Annotated in this window: 28 protein-coding genes and 1 pseudogene; 13 read left to right on the top strand and 16 right to left on the bottom strand. The window is 68.1% G+C overall.

Features of this window, described 5'->3' with window-relative positions; translation table 11 throughout:
• Position 1 precedes the first annotated feature (1 nt).
• Genes narH through IG63_RS22325 form a run of 5 tightly spaced genes read left to right on the top strand, consistent with a single transcriptional unit; the run spans position 2 to position 3920 of the window.
• The gene (gene narH / locus IG63_RS0118125) at positions 2-1666 is read left to right on the top strand and encodes a nitrate reductase subunit beta (protein ID WP_030485757.1); all 1665 of its coding nucleotides are present in this window, start codon (positions 2-4) and stop codon (positions 1664-1666) included.
• Positions 1663-2367 carry a nitrate reductase molybdenum cofactor assembly chaperone gene (narJ, locus tag IG63_RS0118120; protein ID WP_030485756.1) on the top strand — a complete coding sequence of 235 codons (705 nt, stop codon included), beginning with the start codon at positions 1663-1665 and terminating at the stop codon, positions 2365-2367. The genes narH and narJ overlap by 4 nt, the downstream gene beginning before the upstream one ends.
• Positions 2364-3101: a respiratory nitrate reductase subunit gamma gene (narI, locus tag IG63_RS0118115; RefSeq protein ID WP_030485755.1), complete on the top strand. Its 738-nt coding sequence runs from the start codon at positions 2364-2366 to the stop codon at positions 3099-3101. Before narJ ends, narI begins: the two co-directional genes overlap by 4 nt.
• Positions 3098-3649 carry a CBS domain-containing protein gene (locus IG63_RS0118110; protein WP_030485754.1) on the top strand — a complete coding sequence of 184 codons (552 nt, stop codon included), beginning with the start codon at positions 3098-3100 and terminating at the stop codon, positions 3647-3649. Before narI ends, IG63_RS0118110 begins: the two co-directional genes overlap by 4 nt.
• On the top strand, positions 3576-3920 hold the full coding sequence (locus tag IG63_RS22325; protein ID WP_084597309.1) for a cupin domain-containing protein: 345 nt from the start codon (positions 3576-3578) through the stop codon (positions 3918-3920). Before IG63_RS0118110 ends, IG63_RS22325 begins: the two co-directional genes overlap by 74 nt.
• Before the next feature lie 545 nt (positions 3921-4465).
• On the opposite strand, the gene IG63_RS21820 is transcribed toward IG63_RS22325, so the two are convergent.
• The 6 genes from IG63_RS21820 to IG63_RS0118070 form a co-directional block, all read right to left on the bottom strand.
• Complete coding sequence (locus IG63_RS21820; protein WP_051707160.1) at positions 4466-5710, bottom strand: tyrosine-type recombinase/integrase; 1245 nt, start codon at positions 5708-5710, stop codon at positions 4466-4468.
• Between the two features lie 29 nt (positions 5711-5739).
• Positions 5740-6060 (bottom strand): helix-turn-helix transcriptional regulator, encoded by a 321-nt coding sequence (locus tag IG63_RS21815; RefSeq protein WP_245604498.1) that lies wholly within the window; start codon positions 6058-6060, stop codon positions 5740-5742.
• 40 nt (positions 6061-6100) lie between these two features.
• Positions 6101-7420, bottom strand: coding sequence for a hypothetical protein (locus tag IG63_RS0118090; RefSeq protein WP_030485751.1), 1320 nt, complete (start codon positions 7418-7420; stop codon positions 6101-6103).
• A complete protein-coding gene (locus IG63_RS0118085) occupies positions 7420-7752 on the bottom strand; it encodes a hypothetical protein (RefSeq protein WP_245604497.1) in 333 nt (110 codons plus the stop codon). Before IG63_RS0118085 ends, IG63_RS0118090 begins: the two co-directional genes overlap by 1 nt.
• A gap of 98 nt (positions 7753-7850) precedes the next feature.
• Entirely contained in the window at positions 7851-8429 is a 579-nt protein-coding gene (locus tag IG63_RS0118075; RefSeq protein WP_051707155.1) for a hypothetical protein, read from the bottom strand.
• Positions 8430-8440: 11 nt separating this feature from the next.
• Complete coding sequence (locus IG63_RS0118070; protein WP_030485748.1) at positions 8441-8872, bottom strand: single-stranded DNA-binding protein; 432 nt, start codon at positions 8870-8872, stop codon at positions 8441-8443.
• A gap of 100 nt (positions 8873-8972) precedes the next feature.
• On the opposite strand from IG63_RS0118070, the gene IG63_RS0118065 reads away from it, so the two are divergent.
• Positions 8973-9407 carry a hypothetical protein gene (locus IG63_RS0118065; RefSeq protein ID WP_030485747.1) on the top strand — a complete coding sequence of 145 codons (435 nt, stop codon included), beginning with the start codon at positions 8973-8975 and terminating at the stop codon, positions 9405-9407.
• On the opposite strand, the gene IG63_RS0118060 is transcribed toward IG63_RS0118065, so the two are convergent.
• From IG63_RS0118060 to IG63_RS23370, 3 genes are read right to left on the bottom strand one after another with little or no spacing between them, the layout of a single operon-like run.
• Positions 9404-11167, bottom strand: a complete 1764-nt coding sequence (locus IG63_RS0118060) for a type IV secretory system conjugative DNA transfer family protein (protein WP_030485746.1) — start codon at positions 11165-11167, stop codon at positions 9404-9406. The two genes, IG63_RS0118065 and IG63_RS0118060, sit on opposite strands and share 4 nt — an antisense overlap.
• Entirely contained in the window at positions 11164-11694 is a 531-nt protein-coding gene (locus tag IG63_RS0118055) for a hypothetical protein (protein ID WP_157210289.1), read from the bottom strand. Before IG63_RS0118055 ends, IG63_RS0118060 begins: the two co-directional genes overlap by 4 nt.
• Positions 11691-12746, bottom strand: coding sequence for an ArdC-like ssDNA-binding domain-containing protein (locus tag IG63_RS23370; RefSeq protein ID WP_036196205.1), 1056 nt, complete (start codon positions 12744-12746; stop codon positions 11691-11693). The genes IG63_RS0118055 and IG63_RS23370 overlap by 4 nt, the downstream gene beginning before the upstream one ends.
• Before the next feature lie 556 nt (positions 12747-13302).
• Here IG63_RS23370 and IG63_RS0118045 point away from each other — a divergent pair.
• Together IG63_RS0118045 and IG63_RS0118040 are read left to right on the top strand one after the other, a co-directional pair.
• Entirely contained in the window at positions 13303-13539 is a 237-nt protein-coding gene (locus IG63_RS0118045) for a hypothetical protein (RefSeq protein ID WP_030485743.1), read from the top strand.
• Positions 13536-14519, top strand: coding sequence for a serine hydrolase domain-containing protein (locus tag IG63_RS0118040; RefSeq protein ID WP_030485742.1), 984 nt, complete (start codon positions 13536-13538; stop codon positions 14517-14519). The genes IG63_RS0118045 and IG63_RS0118040 overlap by 4 nt, the downstream gene beginning before the upstream one ends.
• Positions 14520-14581: 62 nt before the next feature.
• Here the strand turns inward: IG63_RS0118040 and IG63_RS0118035 are convergent, their stop codons facing one another.
• Positions 14582-15025 (bottom strand): protein-tyrosine phosphatase family protein, encoded by a 444-nt coding sequence (locus IG63_RS0118035; RefSeq protein WP_223396577.1) that lies wholly within the window; start codon positions 15023-15025, stop codon positions 14582-14584.
• 170 nt (positions 15026-15195) lie between these two features.
• Positions 15196-15690 carry a putative immunity protein gene (locus tag IG63_RS0118030; RefSeq protein ID WP_030485740.1) on the bottom strand — a complete coding sequence of 165 codons (495 nt, stop codon included), beginning with the start codon at positions 15688-15690 and terminating at the stop codon, positions 15196-15198.
• Positions 15691-15799: 109 nt separating this feature from the next.
• On the opposite strand from IG63_RS0118030, the gene IG63_RS0118025 reads away from it, so the two are divergent.
• A complete protein-coding gene (locus IG63_RS0118025) occupies positions 15800-16414 on the top strand; it encodes a GyrI-like domain-containing protein (RefSeq protein WP_030485739.1) in 615 nt (204 codons plus the stop codon).
• Positions 16415-16856: 442 nt separating this feature from the next.
• On the opposite strand, the gene IG63_RS0118020 is transcribed toward IG63_RS0118025, so the two are convergent.
• From IG63_RS0118020 to IG63_RS0118010, 3 genes are read right to left on the bottom strand one after another with little or no spacing between them, the layout of a single operon-like run.
• On the bottom strand, positions 16857-17249 hold the full coding sequence (locus IG63_RS0118020) for a nuclear transport factor 2 family protein (protein WP_036196203.1): 393 nt from the start codon (positions 17247-17249) through the stop codon (positions 16857-16859).
• 14 nt (positions 17250-17263) lie between these two features.
• The gene (locus IG63_RS0118015; RefSeq protein WP_030485737.1) at positions 17264-17914 is read right to left on the bottom strand and encodes a response regulator; all 651 of its coding nucleotides are present in this window, start codon (positions 17912-17914) and stop codon (positions 17264-17266) included.
• Positions 17911-19080, bottom strand: a complete 1170-nt coding sequence (locus IG63_RS0118010) for a sensor histidine kinase (protein WP_030485736.1) — start codon at positions 19078-19080, stop codon at positions 17911-17913. The genes IG63_RS0118015 and IG63_RS0118010 overlap by 4 nt, the downstream gene beginning before the upstream one ends.
• A gap of 132 nt (positions 19081-19212) precedes the next feature.
• On the opposite strand from IG63_RS0118010, the gene IG63_RS0118005 reads away from it, so the two are divergent.
• Together IG63_RS0118005 and IG63_RS0118000 are read left to right on the top strand one after the other, a co-directional pair.
• The gene (locus tag IG63_RS0118005; protein WP_051707150.1) at positions 19213-20076 is read left to right on the top strand and encodes a CPBP family intramembrane glutamic endopeptidase; all 864 of its coding nucleotides are present in this window, start codon (positions 19213-19215) and stop codon (positions 20074-20076) included.
• A gap of 137 nt (positions 20077-20213) precedes the next feature.
• Positions 20214-20684 (top strand): DUF6326 family protein, encoded by a 471-nt coding sequence (locus tag IG63_RS0118000; protein ID WP_051707149.1) that lies wholly within the window; start codon positions 20214-20216, stop codon positions 20682-20684.
• A 135-nt stretch (positions 20685-20819) separates the two neighbouring features.
• Here IG63_RS0118000 and IG63_RS21030 read toward each other — a convergent pair.
• Positions 20820-21474, bottom strand: a pseudogene (locus tag IG63_RS21030) (response regulator).
• Positions 21471-22253: a sensor histidine kinase gene (locus IG63_RS21025; protein WP_211249385.1), complete on the bottom strand. Its 783-nt coding sequence runs from the start codon at positions 22251-22253 to the stop codon at positions 21471-21473. The pseudogene IG63_RS21030 and the gene IG63_RS21025 overlap by 4 nt, the downstream one beginning before the upstream one ends.
• A gap of 279 nt (positions 22254-22532) precedes the next feature.
• Between IG63_RS21025 and IG63_RS22320 the strand changes: the two genes are divergently transcribed.
• Both IG63_RS22320 and IG63_RS0117980 read left to right on the top strand, forming a co-directional pair.
• Positions 22533-23204, top strand: a complete 672-nt coding sequence (locus tag IG63_RS22320; protein WP_036196189.1) for an ATP-binding cassette domain-containing protein — start codon at positions 22533-22535, stop codon at positions 23202-23204.
• Positions 23197-24054 (top strand): serine/threonine-protein kinase, encoded by an 858-nt coding sequence (locus tag IG63_RS0117980; RefSeq protein WP_051707148.1) that lies wholly within the window; start codon positions 23197-23199, stop codon positions 24052-24054. The genes IG63_RS22320 and IG63_RS0117980 overlap by 8 nt, the downstream gene beginning before the upstream one ends.
• Positions 24055-24465 lie beyond the last annotated feature (411 nt).

Genomic DNA, 24465 nt, shown 5'->3' with positions numbered 1-24465 from the left:
CATGCGCGTGATGGCCCAGATGGCGATGGTGATGAACCTCGACAAGTGCATCGGGTGCCACACCTGCTCGGTGACCTGCAAACAGGCCTGGACCAACCGCACCGGCACCGAGTATGTCTGGTTCAACAACGTCGAGACCCGGCCCGGCCTCGGCTACCCCCGGACGTACGAGGACCAGGACGAGTGGCAGGGCGGGTGGGTGCGCAAGCCCAACGGCCGCCTGGCGCTGCGCGCCGGTGGGCGTTGGAAGAAGTTGCTGACGATCTTCTCCAACCCCAAGCTCCCCTCGATCGAGGACTACTACGAGCCGTGGACCTATGACTACGAGACTCTGCTCAACTCCCCGCAGACCGACACCTTCCCCGTCGCTCGGCCCAAGTCGCTGATCTCGGGCAAGGACATGAACATCGAGTGGTCGGCCAACTGGGACGACGACCTGGGCGGCTCGCAGGAGCACGCGGCGCGCGACGTGATGCTCAAGGGCATCGAGGACAAGGTCAAGCTCGAGTTCGAGGAGACCTTCATGTTCTACCTGCCGCGCATCTGCGAGCACTGCCTGAATCCCTCGTGCGCCGCGTCGTGCCCTTCCGGTGCAATCTACAAGCGAGAAGAGGACGGCATCGTCCTCGTCGACCAAGACCGCTGCCGCGGCTGGCGGATGTGCGTCTCGGGGTGCCCCTACAAGAAGGTCTACTTCAACCACAAGACCGGCAAGGCCGAGAAGTGCACGTTCTGCTACCCGCGTATCGAGGTCGGCATCCCGACCGTGTGCTCGGAGACCTGTGTGGGTCGGCTGCGCTACATCGGGCTCATGCTCTACGACGCCGACGCGGTCCTCGAGGCTGCCGCGGTCGAGGACGAGCACGCCCTCTACGAGGCGCAGCGCAAGGTCTTCCTCGACCCCCGCGACCCCGAGATCGAGCGGGAGGCTCGTGCCGCGGGCATCGAGGCGGACTGGATCGAGGCGGCGAAGAAGTCGCCCGTGCTGCGGTTGATCACCGACTACAAGGTCGCACTGCCCCTGCACCCGGAGTACCGCACGATGCCGATGGTCTGGTACATCCCGCCCTTGTCGCCCGTGGTCGACGTGGTCAAGGAGACCGGCGAGGACGCGGAGGACCGGGGCAACCTGTTCGCCGCGATCGACACCCTGCGGATCCCCGTCGAGTACCTCGCCAACCTCTTCACGGCGGGCGACGTCGAGCCCGTGACCGGGGTGCTCAAGAAGCTCGCCGCGATGCGGTCCTACATGCGCGACATCAACCTGGGGCGTGAGACCGACCCGTCCATCCCCGCCGCCGTCGGCATGACGGAGGAGGAGATGTACGAGATGTTCCGCCTGCTGGCGATCGCGAAGTACGCCGACCGCTACGTCATCCCTCTGGCCCACGCGGAGCAGGCCCACGCGCTCGAGGAGCTGGCCACCGACTGCTCGGTCGATTTCGACGCCGCCGGCTCGTACTACGACCAGGCGCTGCTGGGCGAGGGTGCGGGCTACCCGACGCCGGTGGCGGTGGAGAACTTCCGGATGCTCCAGGACCGACAGACCGCCGACTCGGTCGCCTCACCGGACGACAAGTCGTCGCGAATGAACCTCCTCAACTGGGACGGCAAGGGGACACCTGAGGGCTTGTTCCCCCCGCGTGAGGGCGGAGGCGACCGATGAGGTTCCGCCGCGGGAGCTCCGCTGATCGTCGCGAGGACGCGGCGAGGACCTGGGCCGTCTGCTCGGTCCTGCTCGACTACCCGACCCAGGAGCTGGTCTCCTCCCTCGACGAGCTCGAGGCACTGGTCCCCGACGATCCCCACCTCGCCCCGCTCATCGAAAGCATGCGGGGGCGGACCTTGGCAGAGCTGCAGCAGGACTACGTCGCCACCTTCGACCACACCCGCAAGTGCGCGCTCTACCTCACCTACTTCGCCTACGGCGACACGCGCAGGCGCGGAGCCGCCCTGGTGGCGTTCAAGGACGCCTACCGCAGCGGCGGCGTCGAGTGGTCCGAGGAGCACGGCGAGCTGCCCGACCACCTGTGTGCCGTCCTGCAGTTCGGCGCCACGGTGGACGCCACGATCGCCCGGCAGCTGCTCGAGGACCACCGGGCGGGGGTCGAGATGCTGCGCATCGCACTCGCCGGCTGGCGCAACGACGACGGCTCGGTGGGCTCGCCATGGGCGGGCGCCCTGACGGCTGTCTCGGGCACCCTGCGAGAGCTGGCCGGCGACGAGGCCGAGGCCGTACGCCGACTCGTCGAGCAGGGCCCACCGGCCGAGGAGGTGGGACTGTCCGGCTACGGCGCAGACCCGGCCCTGTCCACCGGCCCGACCCTCATCTCCACCGCGACGATCCCCGTAGGAGCCCCACGGTGAACACCTTGCTCTGGGTCATCGTGCCCTACGTCTGCCTCGCCACGTTCGTCATCGGACACGCCTGGCGCTACCGCTACGACAAGTTCGGCTGGACCACCCGCTCCTCCCAGCTCTACGAGGACAAATTGCTGCGCCTGGGCTCGCCGTTGTTCCACTTCGGCATGCTCGGCGTCGTCGGCGGACACGTGATCGGACTGCTCGTGCCCCGGTCATGGACCGAGGCCGTCGGCATCGATGACCACCTCTACCACCTCGTTGCCGTCGCTGGTGGTCTCGTGGCGGGCGTCATGGCACTGGTCGGAATGACCATCCTGATCTACCGCCGGCGCACGGTCGGCCCGGTCTTCAGCGCCACCACGCCCATGGACAAGGTCATGTACGCCTTCCTCGGCGCCGCCATCGTCCTCGGCATGTGGAACACCATCGCTGGGTCGATCTTCAGCCTGGGCGGGGAGTACAACTACCGTGAGGGCGTCTCGGTCTGGTATCGCTCCTTCCTGGCCTTCCAGCCCGACGCCGAGCTGATGGGCGAGGCCCCGATCGGGTTCCAGCTGCACGCTCTCGTCGCCTTCTCCCTCTTCGCCCTGTGGCCCTTCACCCGGCTCGTCCACGTCTTCTCCGCGCCGATCGGGTACCTGACCCGCCCGTACATCGTCTACCGCTCTCGCGACTCCCGCCCCGGCCAGCCCGGCAGCACGCCGACACGGCGCGGCTGGGACCAGGTCGGAGGATGAGGTTCGCGAGCCCCATCGACCACGAGGTGCTCGTCGGGACCGATGACCAGGATCCACCGGCGGTGGGCGTGGCCGGAGACATCATGGTCACCCATCCCAAGAGCCTGCCAGCAGATGATGCTTCCATCGACGACGTTCACGCGGCCCTGGCCGACGACCACGTCCACATGATCCTGCTGACCCACGGCGAGACCCTCTGCGGGACGCTGACCCGCAGCGACGTGACGGACGTCCCCGGGGACCATCGGGCCCTGGTGTACGCCGTCCTGTCGGGTCGCACCGTGTCGCCCGACACGCCCGTCGCTGCCGTACGTGCCTTCCTCATCCAGGCCGAGCAGCGTCGACTGGCCGTGGTGGACGCGGAGCTCACGCTTCTCGGCCTGGTTTGCCTCAAGCGCTCCGGATCAGGATTCTGCTCCGACACCGACGTCGCCTCCAGGGCGGCCGCAACAGCCATCGATCGAAGGACGGCCCGTGAACAGCACCTCCCTGACCGCACTCGTGCTCGAGCACTTGGAAGAGGCGAACAACAGCAGCGCCGGCCGTAGCGCCCACACCCTCCACGGCGGACGAGGACATGCGTTACGCCAGACACTCGTCGCCCTCGCCGCCGGGCGACGGCTCGGCGAGCACGAGAGTCCCGGCGAGGCGACGCTGCACGTGCTGCACGGCAGCGTCAGGCTCCACGCCGGTAGCGCCACCTGGGACGGTGAGGCAGGCGATCACTTGGTGATCCCGCCGGCACGACACGATCTCGAGGCGATCGGCGACGCAGCAGTGCTGCTGACCGTCGCGCTGCCGGGTCAGCCACCAAGCTGACCTGGCCGGAGACGGCGGCAGGGCATGGGGAATTCGTTCGAGGTCGGCGATGAGTACGACGCCCTCCGCGAGGTGCCCGGCGCCAGGCCAGGATGGCTGGCTGCAATCGTTTGCGACCGTCGGAGCCTACTAAGAGCAGGGCTCGGAATGGGCTCGCTTTGATTCGCAAGGGCCCGCATTACCGCTCCGTCGCCCGCAATCCCCAGGGACGACATCGTCGCAGGTCAGAGGCCGCCTTCGCCTCCTGAGCCCAGCCGACCGCAAGGGATCGCGCTCACGCTCAGGATCATCAGTGTCTTCCCGATGACGCACCACGTCGAATGCGTCGCCTTGCTGACGAAAACCGGCTCTGACCTGCGGTGATGCAAGTCGGGGTGTTGGCGCCGGCCTCGAAAATCGGGGCTTAGGGCGCACTTTGGGCGCACTTTGAGTTTGCGAGCGCCCCGCTGCCTGGCGTGGAGACCCCTGAGAACGCGAAGAACGGCCCCTGGGCCGACGCGTAGTGCGAAGAGGGGTCAGGGGCCGTTCCGAGGGTCTGAGGGCTCTCAGAGCCCGATTTCGGGATCGTCGGTGGGCTCAGTCCGAGGAGCAAGCCGCTCCGTCGCGGCGCGGTAGTCCGGCACCACGAGCCGGCGGTTGATGTAGTGCCGTTCGGTGACCGTCTTGGACGTGTGGCCGAGCTGATCCTTGGCGGCGTCGGCGTCGTAGACGTCGTCGATCTCGGTTGCCACTGTCCGGCGGAAGGAGTGGGGCGAGACGTCGCTGAGCGCGGCGATGTCGGCGTACTCGTCGAGCTGGCGGATGTGCCACAGCCGGCTCTGGACGTTCCCGGGGAAGTGCCAGGTTCCGTTGCGGCTGGCGAAGACTGCGTCGATGTCGTTCGGTGGCTGCTCCAGCTTGCGTCGGCGCAGGATGGCAACGGCCCAGTCGGGGAGTGCGATGGGGCGGATCGCGGCGTGGGTCTTGCCGTAGTTGACCCGCTTGCCCTTGGAGGTGATCTGTCCGTTGACCATGAGCCACGGGAACCAGGTCTCGTCGTCGCGGCGCGCGGGAGGGGCGGTCAGCTCGATGTCGGACCAGCGCAGGGCGAGCAGTTCGCCGATCCGCATACCGGTGGCGATGAGCATGTCGACGATGTCCGGGAGGTCGACACTCTTGGGGCCATTGCGCCGCTCGGCGTTCGCCCACTCACGGATGGCCGCACGCACAGCGTCAAGGTCCTCGACCGCCACCGGCTTCTTCTTGACCTTCGGCACAGGGACTGACGGGACGGCTGTTGCCGGGTTGCCGTTGAGCGCCTCGTGGAAGATCGCCATGTTGAAGGCCCGCACCAGGACGCTGCGAATCCGCTTGCGCATGTCCGCTGAGACTCCGGCGCTGTCCAGAGCCGCCTGGATGATGACGGGCCGAACGTGTCGCAGCTGGTAGGCACCCAGAGGGTGCTCGGTCTTGTCGCTGTCGAGCACCCAACGCAGGTGATAACGGTAACGCTCCAGGGTCTCCGAGTTGGGACTGCCGTCGGCCTTTTCCATCTTGGCGAACCAGAGGTCAAGCAGTTCCTGAACCGTGTCGTCGGGAGCGATGGCACCATCGCCGAACGTGCCGGTGTGCTCGACGAAGAATGCCTTGAGGTTGGCCCTTGCCTTGTTCTTCGTTTCGCCGCTCTTGCGGTACTCGCGGACGACGCCGTCGACATCGCAATAGCGGGCACGAGCCAGCCACGTCCCGTTGGCACGCTGTGTGCAGTTGATGTCGCCGTAGGTGCCGACCACCAACTTCTGTCGGGCCATCTCTGATTCCTTTCGTGTACCGGATCCCGTCAGGGCTGCGCTGTCCGGAGGGCTCCACTCCGCACCCGGCTTGCGCGGCTGCGGCTCCGAACCTGCCGGCCGCCATCCGAGGCGGGGTCGGCGCCTTCGTTGTCGTCGCCGAGTGCGAACGACTCCTCGTGATCCCGGAGCCACCGGTCGAGCTCGGACAGGCGGTACTTGAGCCTGCCGCCCGCCTTCACTGCACGTGGGCCATAGCCGGGACGACGGACCCGCCAGGTCAGCAGCGTGGCCTTCGGGACGCCGAGATAGCCACAGGCGTCCTCGGTGTTGAGGAAGGGGTCTTGGGGAAGCGGGACGACGAGGGCCAAGGGCATCTCCTTGTCGCCGCTGTCCGCGGTGGACGGGGTGTCAGATCGACGGGACATCAGGGCTCGCTCCTCTCGGTGGTGGCCGGTGGTGCAACGCGGCCTCGAAGTCGAGGCGGCTTTGCGCTGCACCTTTCGGCGCCTTTCGTTGGATAGGTGTGGGCCGCAGGTCGCTGCGCACGATTGCGAGCAGCTCGGTCTGCACGGGCGAGGTGATGGACACGAACGTCTGCCGGGTGACGCGGACGAGTTCGCCGTTGTGGTCGTCGAGTCCGGGGACGTTGATGCGCTGGAAGTAGAGGCGCTGGGCGACGCCGTGCTCGATCACGTTGCAGATCCGGTCGTCGATGCCCGCGCTGACCCGCTGGAGCCGACGCTTCTGCGGGGGATCGGCAAGTCCGTCTCGGCCGAGTTTCTCCATGCGGGCGGCGGCGACGGAGCCTTGGCCGGCGGCGGGTCCACCGTTGCCGACCATCCCGCCGAGGTCACGGGTCTCGTGGACGAGTCGCCCGTAGCTCTCAGCGCGTCGCTCCCACCGGACCGCGACGGTCGGGTCGACGGTTTGGAGTCGGCGGGCCGCTTCACGCGAGACGATGCGTTGGGAGTCGAGCACGACACGCAGGTTGTGGGCGGTGGGGAATGTTCCCAGGTGGATGAGCAGGTTGTGCTGGGCCTGGAGTACGCCGGTGATGCCGGGCAGCCCGGGTCCTTCAATCAGCGTTGGTTCGGGCCGCCATCCGCGAAGGTCGACGGTGTAGTCCGACTCGCCGTATCCCGCCCGTGTCACGCACGTCTCGGCCGCACGTCCAAGGCGGCCCGGCTCCTTGAGTGCCTGCCAGCCGGGGATGTTGGCATAGCGACGGTCGAGGCTGACGACCGCACGCACCACGTCGGCCGCGTCCTTGATGACGGTCAGGCACTGGGCTTCGGACAGACGGCCGTACCCGACGCCGTTGGCGAAGTCGTGCTCGCCGAGCACGCAAGCACGAGCCGCCTGACGCCAAGTGTCGACGAGCGCGAACGGCTGCTCGGTGACCAGCTCGTCCATCGTCGGCAGGTTGACCTCGATCGCGGCGAGAGTGGCTTCCAGGCGATAGCGCAGCTCCTCGGCAGGGCCACGGGTGCGGCCGGTGCTTCCTTCGAAATTGATGCGCGGGTTGGCGGCACACATCGCCTGGTGGCTCCAGACGAGTACGGCGTAGCGGTAGCGCGCGATCTGCTCACCGATCACCTTCCGCTCATCGGGAGTCGTGGTCTCGGGGACCGTGTGCAGGCCGGCGCCGCCGATGCGTTGCTGGATGCGGTGCTGCCGCAGCAGTTCACTCAGCGCGTCGCGGAGCATCCCGCTGGTCTCGCCGTACATCAGGGCGCATCCAGTTCTCGGGCGGCCCACAGCATGTCGAGGACGAGCTCGACGGTCAGGGAGTCGATGCCGTGCCTGACGAGGTCCTCGATCGCCGACTCCGCGACCTCGAAGAGCACGTCGCGGTCGGTGACCGGGACCGGGCTGATGCCGGGGATGTAGTCGCCGTGGATGAAGTCGATCTGGAGCAACACGCGGTCGTACTCGATCGACGCATCAGTTGAGAGTGCGTTGTCGGCCAGGGCGGCGACGTAGGAGCGGGCCTCGGCGAGGGTCACCGCGTGGGCGAGCAGCATGGGGGAGTCCTTTCGGGGGCCGGAGATGGTCGGCATGTCTTCCACCGTGGAGTGGTCGATCGAGGACGCCGAGAACGCGTAGTCCTGTCTGTGGACAAGCCGGTGGAAAGTCCCGCTGTCTATCGGGTGCGCGGCTACGCAGCGAAGCGAACCGCGTCTTCGATCGCTCTGCGGACGGTGAGGTCCTCGGCGACGAACGCGGTGAAGTCGGCTCGTCGGTCGACGATCTCGACCTCCGGCGCGGGCTCGTACGGGGCTTCTCCGGGCCACGCGGTCTGCCGGGTCGGCCGGTCACGGTCCAGCCGCGTACCGCACAGGGACACCCACTCGCGTAGCCGGTTTCGGGCCTCGGCGAAGTCTCGATGCCAGGCGAGAGGTGCTGACGGCGAGCCATCGGGGTCGTAGGCGTTGAGCCAGTGGGTGTGGAGTGCAGAGAGTTCCCAGATCAGCTCGTCGTGGCGATGCCACAGCGGTGGGATCACCGTCGGCGGCAGGCCGTAGGTGTGCCGCAGCCAGTCCACCCACGCGTCGAGGTCGTGCCACTCATCGAATGCCTCGTCCGCCGTGAGGAGGTTCCAGTTGATCGGGCGCAGCGGGCGCTCATCGTCGAAGTCGGCGGTCCCGAAGACAGCGTCGGGGCCGCCGAACTCCTCGAACGAGTCGCCGCCCTCGAACTCCAGCGTCTGCTGGTCGGATTCGACGTCGGTGCTCATCACGGTGGCCTTCAGAAGCTGACGGCCTGGGCCGGCTCGTTGACCACGTTCATCTCGTTGGTCGGAGGGTCGGGCTGCTTGGCAGGATTGCGGTCCACGACGTAGCGGGTGCGGGCGCAGTCGTGTCCGATCCGGCGTGCGACGAACTGCTCGCGGATCTCGCTGGGACCGCCGGGTCGCTCCTGCTCGTACTCGTGGATGTAGCCGGAAGCGACGATCTGGTCGCCCGGCTTGAACCGCGGGTAGGCCCGCTCGGCCGCACGGTCGAACAGGACCATGTCGCAGAAGACGGGGTCGAGCTTGGTGAACGACCCGTCGACCTCCTTGCGGTGCTGCTCGATGCCGACCCGGCAGAAGAACCGGGCGTGACCCTTGCCGGTGAACGTGAGCTCCGGCGCTGTCGCGATGAACCCGTGGAGGCTCATCTGGGTGGGAATCGTCATCGTCTGACTCCTGACGTCGGGCGGTGCCCGGATGGCATCCGCTCTCAGGAGTCAGGTGTGCAGCGGTGACGATCTGCCTGGATGGTTACGCTCGTTGCCGATGAAGAGCAGTGGTCGTGGCCGCGCACAGAGCGACGAGTTCTACGTCGTCGATCTTTGTGACGAGGCGTTGGGAGAGGCGGGCCTACGCCAACACAGGTTCCCGTGGCTTCTTGGTGACCCGTCTCCGAAAACTGGGAGAGCAACCGCACTTCCGGTGGATGCCTACTGGCCCAGTCGCAGCCTCGTTGTCGAGTTCTACGAGCGGCAGCACACCGAGGCGGTCGCGTTCTTCGACAAGCCCGACAGGATCACGGTCTCGGGCGTGTCTCGCGGTGAACAGCGAGCGCTGTATGACGAGCGGCGCCGTCAGCTCATTCCTCAGCACGGCCTCCGGCTGGTGGTGATATCCCTGGAAGCCTTTGAGAACAAGCGCGGCAAGATCGTTCGCAATCACGACCGCGACCTGGATGCGGTCGCCAGACTGCTTTCCTAGCGGCGGCGGAGTGCCGCCTCGACCTGGGTTCGTTGATCGCGGAGTCGCTCGGCTTCCTTGCGAGCCGTCCAAGGACGTAGGTCGGTGACTAGCGGCGGGGCGCTGCGGAGCAGTACGAGAGCGGTGCCGAATGGCAGGGTGCGAATCACCTCTGGCGGCATCACCGGCACTCGTCGCACGGAGCGTTGGAGCGACCGGGAGCCGTAGTCGCCGACGGAGACGGTGTCGGTCTTCTCGTCGCGCTCGCCGATCAGGGCGGAGAGGTCTTGGAGGTCCTTCGCCGACGAAGTGCCGCCGAGGACGACTTTGACGATGGAGGCGTCCCAGATGGCGCCAGCTGCGTGGTCGCCCCACTTGTCTCGCGCCTGGGAGAGGGACTGAAGCACGGGCATCGTGGTGATCCCGGTGCCGCCGCCCTCGGCCATGAGGACGGGCAGGGACGGCAGCGGCGACAGGTTGCCGATCTCGTCGAGTGCCAGGAGTAGCGGTGGGTCCATGCGCGCGCCGGGTGATGCGGCCGCGAGGTGGCGGGCGGTCTCGACGAGGTCCTCGATGAAGGCTGCGACGAGTGACCAGGAGGCGCCAGCTCCTGCGCCGGTGGCGAGGAGGTAGAGGGTGCCGTTGCTGGTCAGGAAGTCGATGGGGTCGAAGTGCTCGCCGGGGTTCGGGGACACGGCGTCAAGGACTCGTGGGTCGGCGAGGCAGGTCAGGGCGAGAGAGACACCCATCCAGATCGAGTCTCGGGTGCGGGGGTCTGAGTGGATCATCGACTCCAACGAGTCGGCCCAACCGGGTGCAGCCTTGGGGTTGCCCGACAAGATCGCCACCGCGTCTGCCGCCGCAGACGGCGACAGCGTCCACCCGAACAGCTCGCGGGGACTGCGATTGTCGAGGGCGGCCGCATGGAGCAGCGCCTGGAGGGCTGTACGGGTCTTGCCTTCCCAGAAGCCGCCGGACTCGACACCTCCGGCCGACAAGCCGGTTGCGGACGCCAGGCCGGTGGCTCGGATCATCGCGGTCAGTGGGTCTTCGCAGCCACGCACGGGTGACCAGCGAAGGCCAGCCGGTAGACCCTCGGCAAGCCGTTGAGGGTCGAAGACCGCGACCGGTCCTCGCTCCTGGCGAGCGGTGAGGCTGGCTGCGATGTTGTCGGGTCGGGTGGCGGTCGTGATGACCGCGCCGGGGGCGTCGAGGATCGCGTTGATGACGACGTGGAGGCCCTTGCCCGAGCGGGGCGGTCCCAGCACCAGGATCGAGTCCTCGACCGACGCCCAGACGCCCTGACCCCGCGAGCGCCCGAGGAGGTAGCCGACGTCGGAGGGCTCCGGCTTGTCGAGGGACGGTCGCAGCATCCGGCCACGCGCAAGCAGCGCCCTATCCGATGCAACCGCTCGTACGTCGCGTCCAGTGGCGACCCCTGCAAGTCGGCGGGGATCATGCGACGTCGTGTGCCTCACCGCGCCGATCCGTCGCCACAGCACGAGGGTGCTGGCGATGACCGCCGAGACCATGAGCACCAGGACAAGCCAGTAGACCCAGGCCGCAAGGCCCTCGGCGTCGAGGGCGCTGGCCGGGTCGGCGGGGTGGGTGAGCACCCGGAAGCCGGCCTCCCAACCGCCGTTCGGCTGTGCGGCGCCTGACACCCACGCGGCGGCCGACCCGGCGAGTCGCAGGATGGCCGCGATCACGCCGACGGCTGCGATGAGGATGAGGCCGAGATTGACCAGGTCGTCGTCGACTCCCTGTCCGCGAGGGTTCACGCCGCACCACCATCGGCACGCGCGCTGACCATGACGGTTCCGGACCGCTTCCCCATGAACACCACCAGACCCGGGTGAGCTTCGAGCAGCGCTGGTGGCAGGCGTAGGCGGGCGGTGCCGTCGGTGCTCGCCACCTGATGGGCGACCACCACGGCGACAGCGACTTCCTCGCCTGCCTGGAACCCGCCGCCGGTCACCTCGCCGACCGTGGCCGCCGACTCGCGCACGGGCCTGACCATCCGCAGGCGTGGACGGGCAGGAGTGACGATGTCGGTGAAGGTGTTCCCGTCGCCTTCGTGGACCTCGACCCGTACGGCGGTCCCCAGGTCGGCGGCGATCTCGTCGAGTATTCGATGGAGGTCGTCGCGGGTGAGCGATCCGTCGGCGGAGTAGGGCTCGTGGTCGAGCTTGACGGTCAGGAAGCCCTCCTCGTCGACGTCGACCTCGACCAGCGGCATGACCACGGGGACGCGGACCGCTTGGCGGTCGTCGCGCCGGTACGGGGCGGCAGCGTTGATCATGCTCATAGCCCGATCGTCTCCACCTGCCGCTGAGCGACCGTTTGCACTGGTGCTGCCCCACGCCCAGCAGCGAGCGCTTCGCGGTCGAGTCCGGGCGGGTTGCCGTCGCCGACCTGCGGGGTGTCGAGCTTGTCGAGCATCGTGACCGCCGAACCCCGCACACGCTCGGCGGTGGACTGCACGACCTCGACGGGCGTCTTGCCCGGCACGCTCGACGCCCAGGAGGCGACGTACGGGATCGTGTAGTCGTCGGTCGCCAGCCCGTGCGCCGCGCCGACCATGAGGGCGACGGACTCGGCTTCGACCTCGGCGATGCCACGGTGCATGGCGGCGTCGGCGTTGTCAGGTCCGTGGAGCATGACGTGCCCGAGCTCGTGGGCCAGCGTCTTGACCTGGGCGGCGTCGTCCATGTCCATCCGCACCGACACCTCGCGGGTCATGTAGTCGGTCAATCCGTTGGCGCCACCAATCGACCTCGCATCCGAGACGAGACGCAGCTCGAACCCGTGCGCGGTGATCTGGTCGGCAAGGCCGTCCCACAGGCCATCCGGTGCCTGGCCTTGGAGCAAGGCGGGGCGCGGCGTCTCGGGGATCGGCTCACCGTCGGTCTGGGAGATGTCCCAGACGTGTGCAGGCTTGAGGCCAACCAGCTTGGAGCGGACAGCCTCGCCGAAGCCCGGCTTCTCGCCGCGGGCGAGACGTCGCCACGAGTCCGCGTCGGCAGGATTCGAGGAAGCGAACCGAGCGGTAACGGGCGCGAGGATCGCGTAGCCCGACTGGCCCTTCATCACTGCTCGGTTGAGGCTGAGCCACTGGCGGAAGCCGGCGACGTACCTCGGCACCGGCTCGGGCACCCGGCCCTGCTGGAACGCCGCGTAGTGCTGGACGTAGATCAGCATCGTGTTGTTGAAGGAACGGGAGCGGAACTTCGCGGCGAACTCCAGCGCACGCTTCCAGTCATCCCCGGTCACCAGCGCACCGACGGACTCGGTGAGCTTCTTCTGTAGCGCTTCGAGCTTCTCCTCGCGAACCGCGAGGTCGCAGGTCTGTGGTCGCATCCCCATTCCTCCTGACAGTCGTCGTCGGAGAACAGGTGTGCGGGTGCGTCCGGCTAGCGCCAGGGGCCGCCCTTCCAGACGTTGATGTCGCTCCTGGTTGGGCGCAGCACGGCGACGGGGAGCCAGGCAGACTCCGCGTGCGAATCAAGACGCCGCCGGTTCACCGAGCGGTCGATGAGCTCCTTGCCGAGCCGGCCAGGGGATGCGGCCTGCTACTTGCCGACAACCTAGTCGGATCTGTGACGCATTGGCGACAGAGAGCGCGCACTTGGTCGCTGTCGCCGCCCCGGTAGAGAAGCCGGCTGCGAACGCTTGTCGGCGAGCCGGCCGCGAGCCCATCCCGCACCGGGTCGCTCCGCGAGCCCATCCCGCACCGGGTCGCTCCGCGAGCCCATCCCGCACCGGGTCGCTCCGCGAGCCCATCCCACTGTGGCACGCTCCCGCCGATCGGCGTACGGCCTCTCTCACGTCGTCTCGGGCTCGTCTTGGGGCGACGGACATCCGAGCATCGTCAATACCAGTTGACGATGGGAGGTTTGTCAACCATAGTTGACTCATGGACCTCGATGACCTGTTGGCCCTGGTCCGTGCGACCGACAGCGACGACCCGCTGGCGGCCCTGCGCGCGACATCGTACGCAACTGGAGAGCTCGAGCGGGTCACCACGGTGCTGGTGCGGCGTGCGAGGAACCAGGGGTCCAGTTGGACGCAGGTCGCAGCGGCGTTGGGGGTGTCGAAGCAGGCAGTGCACAAGAAGTACGGCGGTCCTCGCTTCTTCGGGTCGCAGTCGTGACCGAGGTCCACGGTGACCGGGAGCTGGCCGCCCGACTTCGCGCGACCCTGGGCCGCCACCACGACGTCGCTGCGATCGCCGTCGTGTCCAGCGAAGACTCCCGCATCGCGAGCCTCGGTGCCGGACTCGCGGCGGACTACGAGATCGGCTCGGTCTCCAAGGCCATCACCGGGTTGCTCTACTCCGACGCAATGGTTCGCGGCGAAATCAATACCTCAACGACGCTGGGAGACCTCCTGCCGGTTGCCGACACCGCGGTGGCACGCGTGACCCTGGCTGCGCTGAGCACGCATCGCTCAGGGCTGCCGAGACTGCCGCGGTCGGCCGCCCCGCTACGCCGAACCCTCGACCTGTGGCGGCACGGCGCCAATCCGTACGGCGAGGATGTCGAGGCCCTGTTCGAGCAGGCTCGTGGAGTGCGAGTGGGACGCCCCAGCCCTCGCTACTCCAACTTCGGCTTCGAGCTGCTTGGCCATGCCCTGGCCCATGCGGCCGGGGTCGGCTATCCCGAGCTCGTCCGCCAGCGCCTGGTCGGCCCGCTGGGGCTCTCGAGCCTGTATGCGCCGGCCACCGTCGAGGAGCTACGGCCCACCGCCCTGCCCGGTCGCAGCCGACGCGGTACACCGCGCGCGCCCTGGACCGGCGCGGCCATCGCACCGGCTGGAGGACTCCGCGCGTCGATCAACGACATGGCCCGACTGACCCAAGCCTTGCTGGACGGCACCGCCCCGGGACTCGCGGCCCTTGACCCAGTATCCCCGTTCTCGGGTCGAGGAGTCTCCATCGGCGCCGCGTGGATCACCCTCACCCACCGGAATCACCAGATCACCTGGCACAACGGCGGCACCGGCGGCTTCCGCAGCTGGATCGGTCTCGACCGGCAGGAGGGAGCAGGTGTGGTGCTGCTCTCGGCGACATCGGCGACCGTCGACCCGCACGGATTCAAGATGCTCAGTGAGCTCAACGACCGACAGCCGTAGAGCGCCCGGGAGACCATGGGCTCGCGGAGCGACCCGGTGCGGGATCCCGCACTGGGGCACCGTTACTCCTCGCCAAACCGGACGACGAAGCGGCGTTGCCAGGGCGTTTCGATTGCGCGGGGGTGGTAGTGCTTGCGGACGAAGGTGACCGCCTCCCTGGCCGGCACTCCGTCCAACACGGCAAGACAACCGAGAGCGGTGCCGGTCCTACCGCGTCCACCGTCGCATGCGATTTCCACCCGCTCGTACCCGGCTCGGGTCCACGCCTCACGCAACGCGTCCCGAGCGTCCGCCTCGTCGGCGGGTAGCCGGAAGTCTGGCCAGCGAAGCCACCGCGTGTCCCAGCGCATATCAGCCGGCGGTTTCCCGAGCAGGTACAGCCCGAAGTCCGGCATCGTGCTCTCGGGCATCGGTCGGCGCAAGCCGCGGCCACGCACGACTCGTCCGGACGGCAGGTTCAGCACCCCGGCCATCGTCGCGTCCCATTTCCGAGTCATCACGCTCATGATGCCCGAGCATGGGGGCCAAGGCCGCCGGTTCACCATCTGGGCCCACCGGACTGGGCATGCCGGTAGCCGATCCCCGTCTGGTCACCATCCGGGTGACGGTCGTGATACAGCGAGTACGGATGTTGTTCGGCCAACGTCGCCGTTGGCGACCACCTCATGAACCCGGATCAGAAGCCAGGCCCCTTGATCATGCGAATGAACGGCCCGGTCCGTCGTTCTTCGATCTGAATTCGGTCCATTACTTCGTCGCGCAGGTGCCCGGGAAGTTGATGGGCCTGCCACTCGCGCTCGACGCTGAGCCGCTGCAGAACGTCTTCGCCGCCGGTCGCAGCGATCGCCTTCAACGCGTACCAAGCTCCGCCGTACGCGTGCTGCGGAACGTGCGCGGTTGCCACGGCCTGGCCGGCCGCATGCGCCGCCTCGCAAGCGGCCGCCTCCCGATCCTTCACGTCCTTCGCCGCGGCGTGCGCGTCGAGTGAGGCCTTTCGGATGACGGCCATGCTGAACTCGCCGGTCCGAACCCACTCTCGTCCGGCCTCTAGAGCCGCTCGCGGACGGGAGTCATCGGGACACACGTCCTCGAACAGGTGCAGGACGCGCTCAGCGCAATCCAGAGCCCAGACGGCCATCGTGCGTTGATCCTCCCGGCTGTACTTCTTCACGCAAGCAGTCTGCCAGTGCAGCTGCGCTCGAGTCGTATGTCGATCCCGCACCGGGTCGCTCCGCGAGCCCATGGGCTTGCGGAGCGACCCGGCGCGAGATACTCGACCGGTGAAGGTCGACTTCAAGAAGTCGCACGACGCGTACCGCGCGCGTGCCGGCGAGTTCAGGGTCGTCGAGGTGCCCAGGATGAGGTACCTGATGATCGACGGTCGGGGCGACCCCAACACGTCCCAGAAGTACGCCGACGCCCTCGCATCCCTATACCCGGTGGCCTACGGATTGAAGTTCACCAGCAGGCGGGAACTCGATCGCGACTATGTCGTCCCTCCTCTAGAGGCGCTGTGGTGGGCCGCAGACATGACCTCCTTCACGTCCGCGCGCGATAAGTCCCAGTGGTGCTGGACCGCGATGATCATGACGCCTGACTGGCTCACGGAGCAGATGTTCGCTGCCGCTGTGAGCGCGGCGGCCGCGAAGCAGCGCGGGGTGAGGCTTGAAGACGTACGGCTGGAGAGTCTCGAGGAGGGTCTCTGCGTGCAAACGTTGCACGTCGGGTCCTACGACGATGAGGTCGACGTCCTGGCTGAGATGCACGGGAAATTCGTTCCCGGTGCAGGTCTGCGGATGACCGGGAAGCACCACGAGATCTACCTCAGCGATGCGCGGCGGGTCGAGCCGTCGAGGCTGCGCACGATCTTGCGACAACCTGTCGAGCGGGCGTAGCGGCTGCAGGGTGGGGCCGCGGGATCCCCCACACGCTCGTCAGTCTTCCCGGCATCTCGACAGAAATATCGCCGAGGACCGCTAGCGCTTGCCGTCGTAACCAGGAGCTAGTGAGCGCCCGAAGGCCCGGCGGGAACCTTCGGTGAGATCTGGCCCAAGCCTCTCCACCTAAACGCCGGGACCAGTTCGGGATGGGCTCGCGGAGCGTGCCGGTACGGGATCGTCGCGCGGGACGCGCTCCAGACTGGATCCGGCCGCGGCGCGGACGTCGAAGATGGTGTTGGCGAGGTGGGCATCCGGGACGGCGGTGACTCAGCCCACTCGTGGGAGCCGCAGATCACACAGCAACCACCTGGATGTCCGCGCTCGCCGCGGGAGGTACGACTGAGCACTGGGGTTGAAGACATCCGGCACCAGGGGAGTGCTGTCCCGACCGTGGTCCTTACGCATCGACCACGTCTGGGCCGGCCACCGGTACCGCGGCGTGTGGGGCGAACGTCGCCGCGATGACGCGCCATCGGCTTTCCTCTTGGACCCACAGGCGGGTGTAGCGCAGCCGCGCGACCGTCTCCGTACCGTGGTGGATTGCCACCACGGTGGCGATGAGGTCGGTCTCGCCCGTCTTGCCGTCGTTGCGGACGGTGACTGCCTCCTCCTCGAGTTGGAGGATCCGGAGCGACCCGGACCGGTAGGCGTCGAGGTCGTCGGCCTTGGAGAATAGGACGCCGTCGGGCCCGGCGCCGACGACACGCGGGTGCAGGAGGGCCTCCAGCGCCTCGAGGTCTCCCCGGCATTGGGCTGCTTGGAGGTGGCGCTCGGCGTCCACGAGGTCCATGCGGTCCTTTGCTGTCATCGAGTCTCGAAGATGTGGTGGTGGTAGGCCATGACGATCGCTTGGGCGCGATCCCGGACCTGGAGTTTGCGCAGGAGCCGGGTCACGTGTGTCTTGACGGTGGTGTCGCTGATGAAGAGCTCGCGTCCGATCTCGGCGTTGGACAGACCGGCGGCGATGAGCCGGAAGACGTCCAGCTCCCGGGAGGTGAGGGTGTCGAGCGCGGCGGGTCGTGGCTCTCGACGGTCCTTCGTGAAGTGAGCGATGAGGCTGCGGGTCACCGAGGGGGACAGCAACGCGTCTCCGGCCGCGATCGTGCGCACCGCAGCGACGAGCTGCTCGGGAGGTTCGTCCTTGAGGACGAAACCGCTGGCACCGGCACGTAGCGCCTCGTACACGAGATCGTCGTGATTGAACGTGGTCAGGACGAGGACCTTGGCGTCCTCGTCGGCGGCGAAGATCCGGCGAGTGGCCTCGAGGCCGTCCAGCTCGGGCATCCGGATGTCCATGAGGATGACGTCGGGTCGGTAGCGTGCGGCACTTGCGACGGCTTCGATGCCGGTGCCTGCCTCGGCGACGACCTCGATGTCCGGCTCCACGTCGAGCAGCATGCGCAAACCCGCGCGGACCATCCCCTGGTCGTCGACGATCAACGCCTTGATGTTCACGCCGTCAACCCCGGGTCCAGCGGGAGTCGTGCGCGCAAGGCAAAGCCGCCAGTCTCCGTGGGACCCGCGGTCATGCTCCCCCCGTAAAGCGTGACCCGTTCACGGATCCCGACCAGACCGTGACCGAGGCTGTCTGTCGCGGTCGGTCCGACGCCGTCGTCGCGGACCTCCAGCTCGAGGCTATCGATGCTGTAGCGCAGGTGCACCTCGGCATGGTGGGTGTGGGCGTGCTTCATGACATTGGTCAGGCCCTCTTGGGTGATCCGGTAGGCCGACAGCGCCAGCCCGGGCGGGAGGTCGACGGCATCACCATGGACGTGGAGATCGGTGTCAAGCCCCGCAGCGCGCACGGTGGCTAGCAGCGCAGCGATCTCCCCGAGGCCGGGTTGTGGGACCAGGTCGAGGGGCTCGCCGTCGCGGCGCATCGCGTCCAGCAGCCGGCGCATCTCGGTCAGCGCCTCGCGGCCGGCCTCCTCGACGTTGCGCAGGGTCTCCCGACCCGTCTCGTCCTCGACCGGCAGCCGGTGCCTCAATGCCCCCACCTGCAGCACCATCACGCTCACCGCGTGGGCGACGACGTCGTGCAGCTCGCGCGCGATCCGGGCCCGTTCCTCAGCGACTGCCACCCGCCCCTCGTTGCGACGCTGCCACTCCGCTCTCGCCGCCCGCTCCTCCGCGGCCTCGGTCTGCTCAGTGCGGGCGTGGAGCGTGAACCCCACCAGCCACCCCGCGGCGAAGAGTCCTGGGATGAAGAACAGGTCTCCCGTCGTGTGGGTCGGGTCCTGGTAGGCCACGGTCGCCGCTGACGCCACGACGACGGCAAGACCCGCACGGGACTGGTTCTGGTCCCGCAGGTCGCCCAGGAGCACGGCGGCGATCATGCCCACGATGGAGAGGGGGGCGTGGCCGGCGATCAACGAGCCGTCGACCAGGGACAGCGTGGCGCTGGACAACCACGTGCCTGCCGGGATCGCGAAGGGCGCTCGACGGCGAAGCGTCAGGGCCAGGGTCATGACGACCACCGCGACCGTCGGGAGGACGACACCGACATCGTCGGTGCCGGTCGGGCCGGCGCGCGTCACGATGTTCAGGCCCGCCGCGGCGGATAAGCACACGATGACTGCATCCAACCCGTGGTCGAGGAGGATTGCCCGCAGTCGGTGCACCCGGCCAACGTATCGCCGTCGCCGGCGCCCAGCGTCCTACGTTGGTAGGACGCCGGGTCCTCAGGTGGTCGTAGCGAGTCGACGGCCTTCGATGGACGCACCGAACCCCTGTTCACTCATAGCGTCGTCGGCATGGACCTGCCCCAGGAGCCGACGACCCGCGACGACGGGACAGGGCTCGCAGTCGCTACGCCCGGACCGATGCCGCCGGGACCTCGTACCACAGTCACCCCGGCCCCTGCTCGCGCCGGTGACCTACCATCGGTCCCGCAGTACTCGCGCCGCCGCATCCTCGGCACGTGGGCAGCGGCAACCCTGCCGACAGCGGCGCTCGCCTGGGTGGGGGCACCCCTCCTGGCCGACTCTTTCGAGGGGCCGAGCGCTTGGCCTCGGGCGATCCTGCTTTGCCTTACCGCGGGCCTGGTCTGGCAGTTCATCCTCGTCATGGGCGCCGTGCGCCATGAGCAGGGGACGCTGCGCTGGTCGGTCGCCAAAGAGGCCTTGTGGCTGCGGCCCCCGCGTAGCCCCCACAGCGGACGCCGCGGCGGTCGACTCTGGTGGCTCCTCGTCCCACTGGTCCTGCTGGTGGCGGCCACCGAGGAACTGCCAAGCGTCCCATCACCGGACCACCGCGACCTCGGCACGTTCCTCCAGTCCAACGCCGGCCAGGACTTCCTGGCGGGAAACTGGCCCTGGTTCGCGTTGATCCTCACCATGATGATCTTCAACACCGTCCTTGGGGAAGAGCTCCTGTTCCGCGGCCTGCTCCTGCCCCGCATGCGAGGAGCGTTCGGCCGAGCGGACTGGGCTGCCAACGGCGTCCTGTTCGCCGTCTACCACCTACACACCCCGTGGGTCATCCCAGCAAGCCTCCTCGACACGCTCCTCGTCTCCTATCCCGCGAGCCGCTACCGGAGCTCACTCATCGGCATCTGCGTACACAGCGTGCAGACCGTCGTGCTGGGAGCACTGACGCTGCTCGTGGTGCTGGGTTGAGCGGTCATCCGTGCACCTAGCCACGGCCCGGTCCGGCTGCTTCGTGCCAGCGAGCGGGGACGCCGACAACCAGGTCAACATTCACCCTCGGTGCACGGCGCCGAACTCGGTCCTCCTTGAAAGGAAACACCCCAGTCATGTCCCACGCCCCCGCCACGCGGCCGCCCGCCACTGCCGCTCCGACTCACGAACCTCTCGACCGCCGACTAGTCCTCAGCGGCCTGTGGACCTCGATGTTGTTCGTGTTCGCCTACGTCGACATCTTCGGCTTCTTCCGCGCCGACGTCATCAACGGCGCCCTGGCCGGCGAGGTGTCGGGACCAGGCTTCGCAATCGACCAGACCTTCCTGGCCCTCACGACGCTGTACATCCTGATCCCGAGCCTCATGGTGGCTGGGAGCCTTCTGCTCCCACACCGGCCCAACCGACTCGCCAACCTCACGCTCGCCCCCATCTATGCGCTGACCATCGTCGGCGCGATGGTTGGCGAGACATGGGTGTACTACCTGATCGGGAGCAGCGTCGAACTGGTGCTGCTCGTGACGATCTTCCGCGTCGCGTACCGCTGGCGCCGACCTGGGCACGCGCGGGTAGCCCCTCCCAACTGAAGCCCTTCCGATCGCACACTGGGATGAGTTCGCGGAGCGACCCGATAGGGGTCCCGTACTGGTCATGCTCCGCGTGACAAGCGCCCCATGGCGGCCCCGCAGTGGGTCCGGCGCGGCGCCGTGCGATGGTCGGTTCTAGTGCCCCACCCGTCCGGTTTCATAGGCCCACATGGCGATCTCGACTCTGTTGCGCGCGCCGATCTTCGTCAGCAGGCTCGCGACGTGGGTCTTGACCGTCGTCAGGCTGATGAACAGGTCGGCGGCGATCTCGGCGTTGGTACGACCGCTGGCCACCAGCCGCAGCACCTCGTCCTCACGCTGCGTCAGCGGCTCGACCGCTTGCTCCGGGGTCGTGGGCGGTGACCCGGCCGCGAGAGTCGCGAGCAGTCGCCGCGTGATGTTCGGTGCGATGAGGGCATCGCCGATGGCAGCAGCGTGGACCGCGGACGAGCAACTCCGGCCCGGCGTCCTTGAGGAGGAACCCCCGCGCGCCGGCTCGCAGGGCTCCGTGGACGTATTCGTCCAGGTCGAACGTGGTGATCACCACGATCGCCATGGGCTCGGCGACGCCGCGCCCCGCCAGGCGTTCGGTCACCTCGATGCCGTCCAGCCCCGGCATGCGGATGTCGACCAGGCAGACGTCGGGACGCAACTGCTGCGCAAGCTCGACGGCGGACGTGCCATCGGCGGCCTGGCCGACCACCTCGATGTCGGGCTGGGCGTCGAGGATCATCGTCAGGCCAGTGCGTACGAGGTCTTGGTCGTCGGCCACCAACACGCGCACCGTCATCGTGGCAGCTCCTTGGGCAGTTCGGCGTCGACGATCCATCCGCCGTGGGGAGCGGGTCCGGCGTGCAGGGTGCCGCCGAGCAGCTGAGCGCGCTCCGACATCCCTACCAGGCCGAAGCCGTGCGTCGTCGCGCGGGCCGGCTCGGGGTGGCCGTCGTCGCTCACCCGCAGCCGGACAGCGGACGCACTCTGGGTCACCAAGACGTGCACACGCGTGACGCCCCGCGCGTGGCGCAGCGCGTTGGTCACCGACTCCTGTGCGATCCGATAGATGGCCGCGTCGACCTGGGGTCTGAGTCCACTGAAATCGCCTGCTGTCTCGACGTCGATCACGGGCGTCGGGTGGTCGCGGGCGAGAGAGGCCAGGTCGGCAGCGCCGGCGCGGGGGGCGTACTGGACGGGCTGCCTGTCGCGTAGCACCCGCACCACCGCTCGCATCTCGGCCAGTGTCCGCGCCGCCTCGCCCTCGACGACGGCGAGTGCCTCGAGAGCCGCTTCGGGACGCTGCGCAGCCACGGCCCGGCCGGCTTGGGCCTGCAGAGTGATCGCGGAGACGTGGTGGGCGACCGAGTCGTGCAGTTCGCGAGCCAGATCAACGCGTTCCTGGTTGCGGATCTGCTCGCGTGAGCGGCGCTGGCTCTCAGCACGAAGGCGCAACGCTGCACCGCTGGCCACGGCGGCTGCGAGGATGCCGAGGCCACCGAAGAGCTCTGCCCGACCGGTGTAGTCGGTGACGATGCTCATCGCGGCGGCCATGACCGCCACAACCAGGCCGATCACGATCTGGCCACCCGACCCCCAGCGGGTCAATGAGTGGGGCAAGAACAAGCACAAAGACCATCGTGGCAAGACCGACGCCGGACTTCCCGGCGAAGGAGCCAGCCAGCCCCAGAGCCATGCCCACGCCGAATCCCACGGTGACGGTGACCAAGGGGTGCGTACGCCGCCACAGCAGCACCGGCGCAAGAGTCAGCGCGACGATCGTCACGACCGGACGCCACGTGATGTCGGGCGCGAGAGTGCCCTCGAGAACGGACGAGACCATGACGGCCGTCACCAGTGCCCAGTCGCGCCACCCGCGTGCTGGCGGGTCTGGGGCGGGCGGCCTTTTGCGCCGGCAAGTCCACCCTGGTCCGACTCCTGCTGCGCTTCCTCGACCCCACGACCGGGACCGTGCGCCTCGACGGACGAGACATCCGTGAACTCGACCCGCACGCGCTGCGCCGCCAGATCGCGGTGCTCCAGCAAGACGCGCCCGTGCTCCACGAGACCGTCCGCGACAATATCCGCTACGCCACACCCGAAGCTTCCGAGGACGAAGTCCGGGAGGCTGCCAGGACTGCCGGAGCCCTCGACTTCATCATGAACCTCCCCCACGGATTCGACACGGTCCTCGGCCACCGGGGAACAAGGCTCTCTGGCGGCCAGCGTCAGCGCATCGCCATCGCCCGCGCGCTGCTGCAGGACGCACCCGTGCTCGTGCTCGACGAGCCCTTGACCGGCCTCGACCAGCCCACTGCCGCCGCCCTCCTCAAGCCGCTACGAGACCTTGCAGCCGACCGCACCACCATCTGGATCTCCCACGACCCCACCGTCTTCGAAGCCGACGCTCGCGTGCTGCGGGTCGAGCCCGGATCACCACCCCGAGAGGTTCCCTACGCCGCGATGCAGCTCGACCGCATGCCCACCCCTGCGACGAACCGCCCTGCCCCGGAGGGCGCCCATGCCTAGCCTGCTGCGCCACCGCGCAACGACGACGCTTCCCGGCTATGAGCTGATCACCCGGCTGCGCCGCGGGCACGCCCTCGACGTCTGGGACGCCTGGAGCCTCGAGCGCGGCTGCCGCTGCATCGTCAAGACGGTACGGCCAGACCGCCTCACCGACACCGAGGTCCGAGACGACTTCCGTCGCGAGGCCGAGCTGCTCACCACGCTCACCCACCCCCACCTGGTCCGCGGCTACGACTACGTCATGGGCGAGCATTCCGCCCTGGCCATGGAGACACTCACCGGCGACACCCTCGCCCGCCTCATCGACGACGCTCCGCTCGACAGCTGCGAGGCCGCCGAGCTCGGCCTCCAACTAGGCTCCGCGCTCCACTGCCTACACCAACATGGCATCCTCCACCTCGACGTCAAACCAGACAACGTCGTCGCCGAGGCCCGCAAGGCCAAGCTGCTCGACCTCAGCGTCGCCCGGCCCATCGGCACCGCGGCCCGCATCATCGGTACCTGGTGCTACCTCTCACCCGAGCAGGCACGAGGAGAGAAGCTCAGCACAGCCGCCGATGTCTGGGGGCTCGCTGTCACCCTGCACGAGACACTCACCGGAGAGGACGCCTTCGACGGACGAGAGAAGTACCCCCAACTGCACCGACCAGCAGCCGACCTCTCACCCCGGAACAACGTGCACCCACGACTGGCGCGGCTCATCGCCGCCTGCCTCTCACCGCAACCGCCGGACCGCCCCCAGCTTCGAGAGGTCATGGCCGAGCTCGAGGCCCTCACCAGGGTCCCTCGAAGTCAGCGCAGATGGAACGCCCCTGCCGCCTACAGCAGCCACGCCTCCGGAACGCCTTAACGGCGCACCCATCCTGCACACCCTCCAGAACAACCCGAAGATCAAACTGGCACCATCTGCGATACCTCGTTTGAGGAACCCTGAGCGAAGCAGTGGCTGCTCGTCCTACGCGCCAGTGAGCAATGGTCCCGCAAGACCCGTCCTGGATCCTCACCGGGAATGGGACGTCTTGCGGACAGGCCCCGCGACGGGTTGATCGATTGCGACGGCGACGGCACTTTCGTGGCAACCTGAGCACGGGGCGCGTCGCTCCGCGCGGTGCATGCTCAGGTTCGCAGCGAAACCGTCGATATTCGCGCGAACTCCTAAAGAGCTGTCTCTAGGCACTCAGGTTCGATCGGCGGCATCAGAGGCTCCGATCTGCGTTTGTGCAGGTAGCGTCGGTTCGTCACCGGCGAGAATCTGAAGTGA

The sequence above is a fragment of the Nocardioides aequoreus genome, from assembly GCF_000720335.1.
Taxonomy (GTDB): domain Bacteria; phylum Actinomycetota; class Actinomycetes; order Propionibacteriales; family Nocardioidaceae; genus Marmoricola; species Marmoricola aequoreus.
This window is presented reverse-complemented; position numbering and strand designations above follow the sequence as displayed.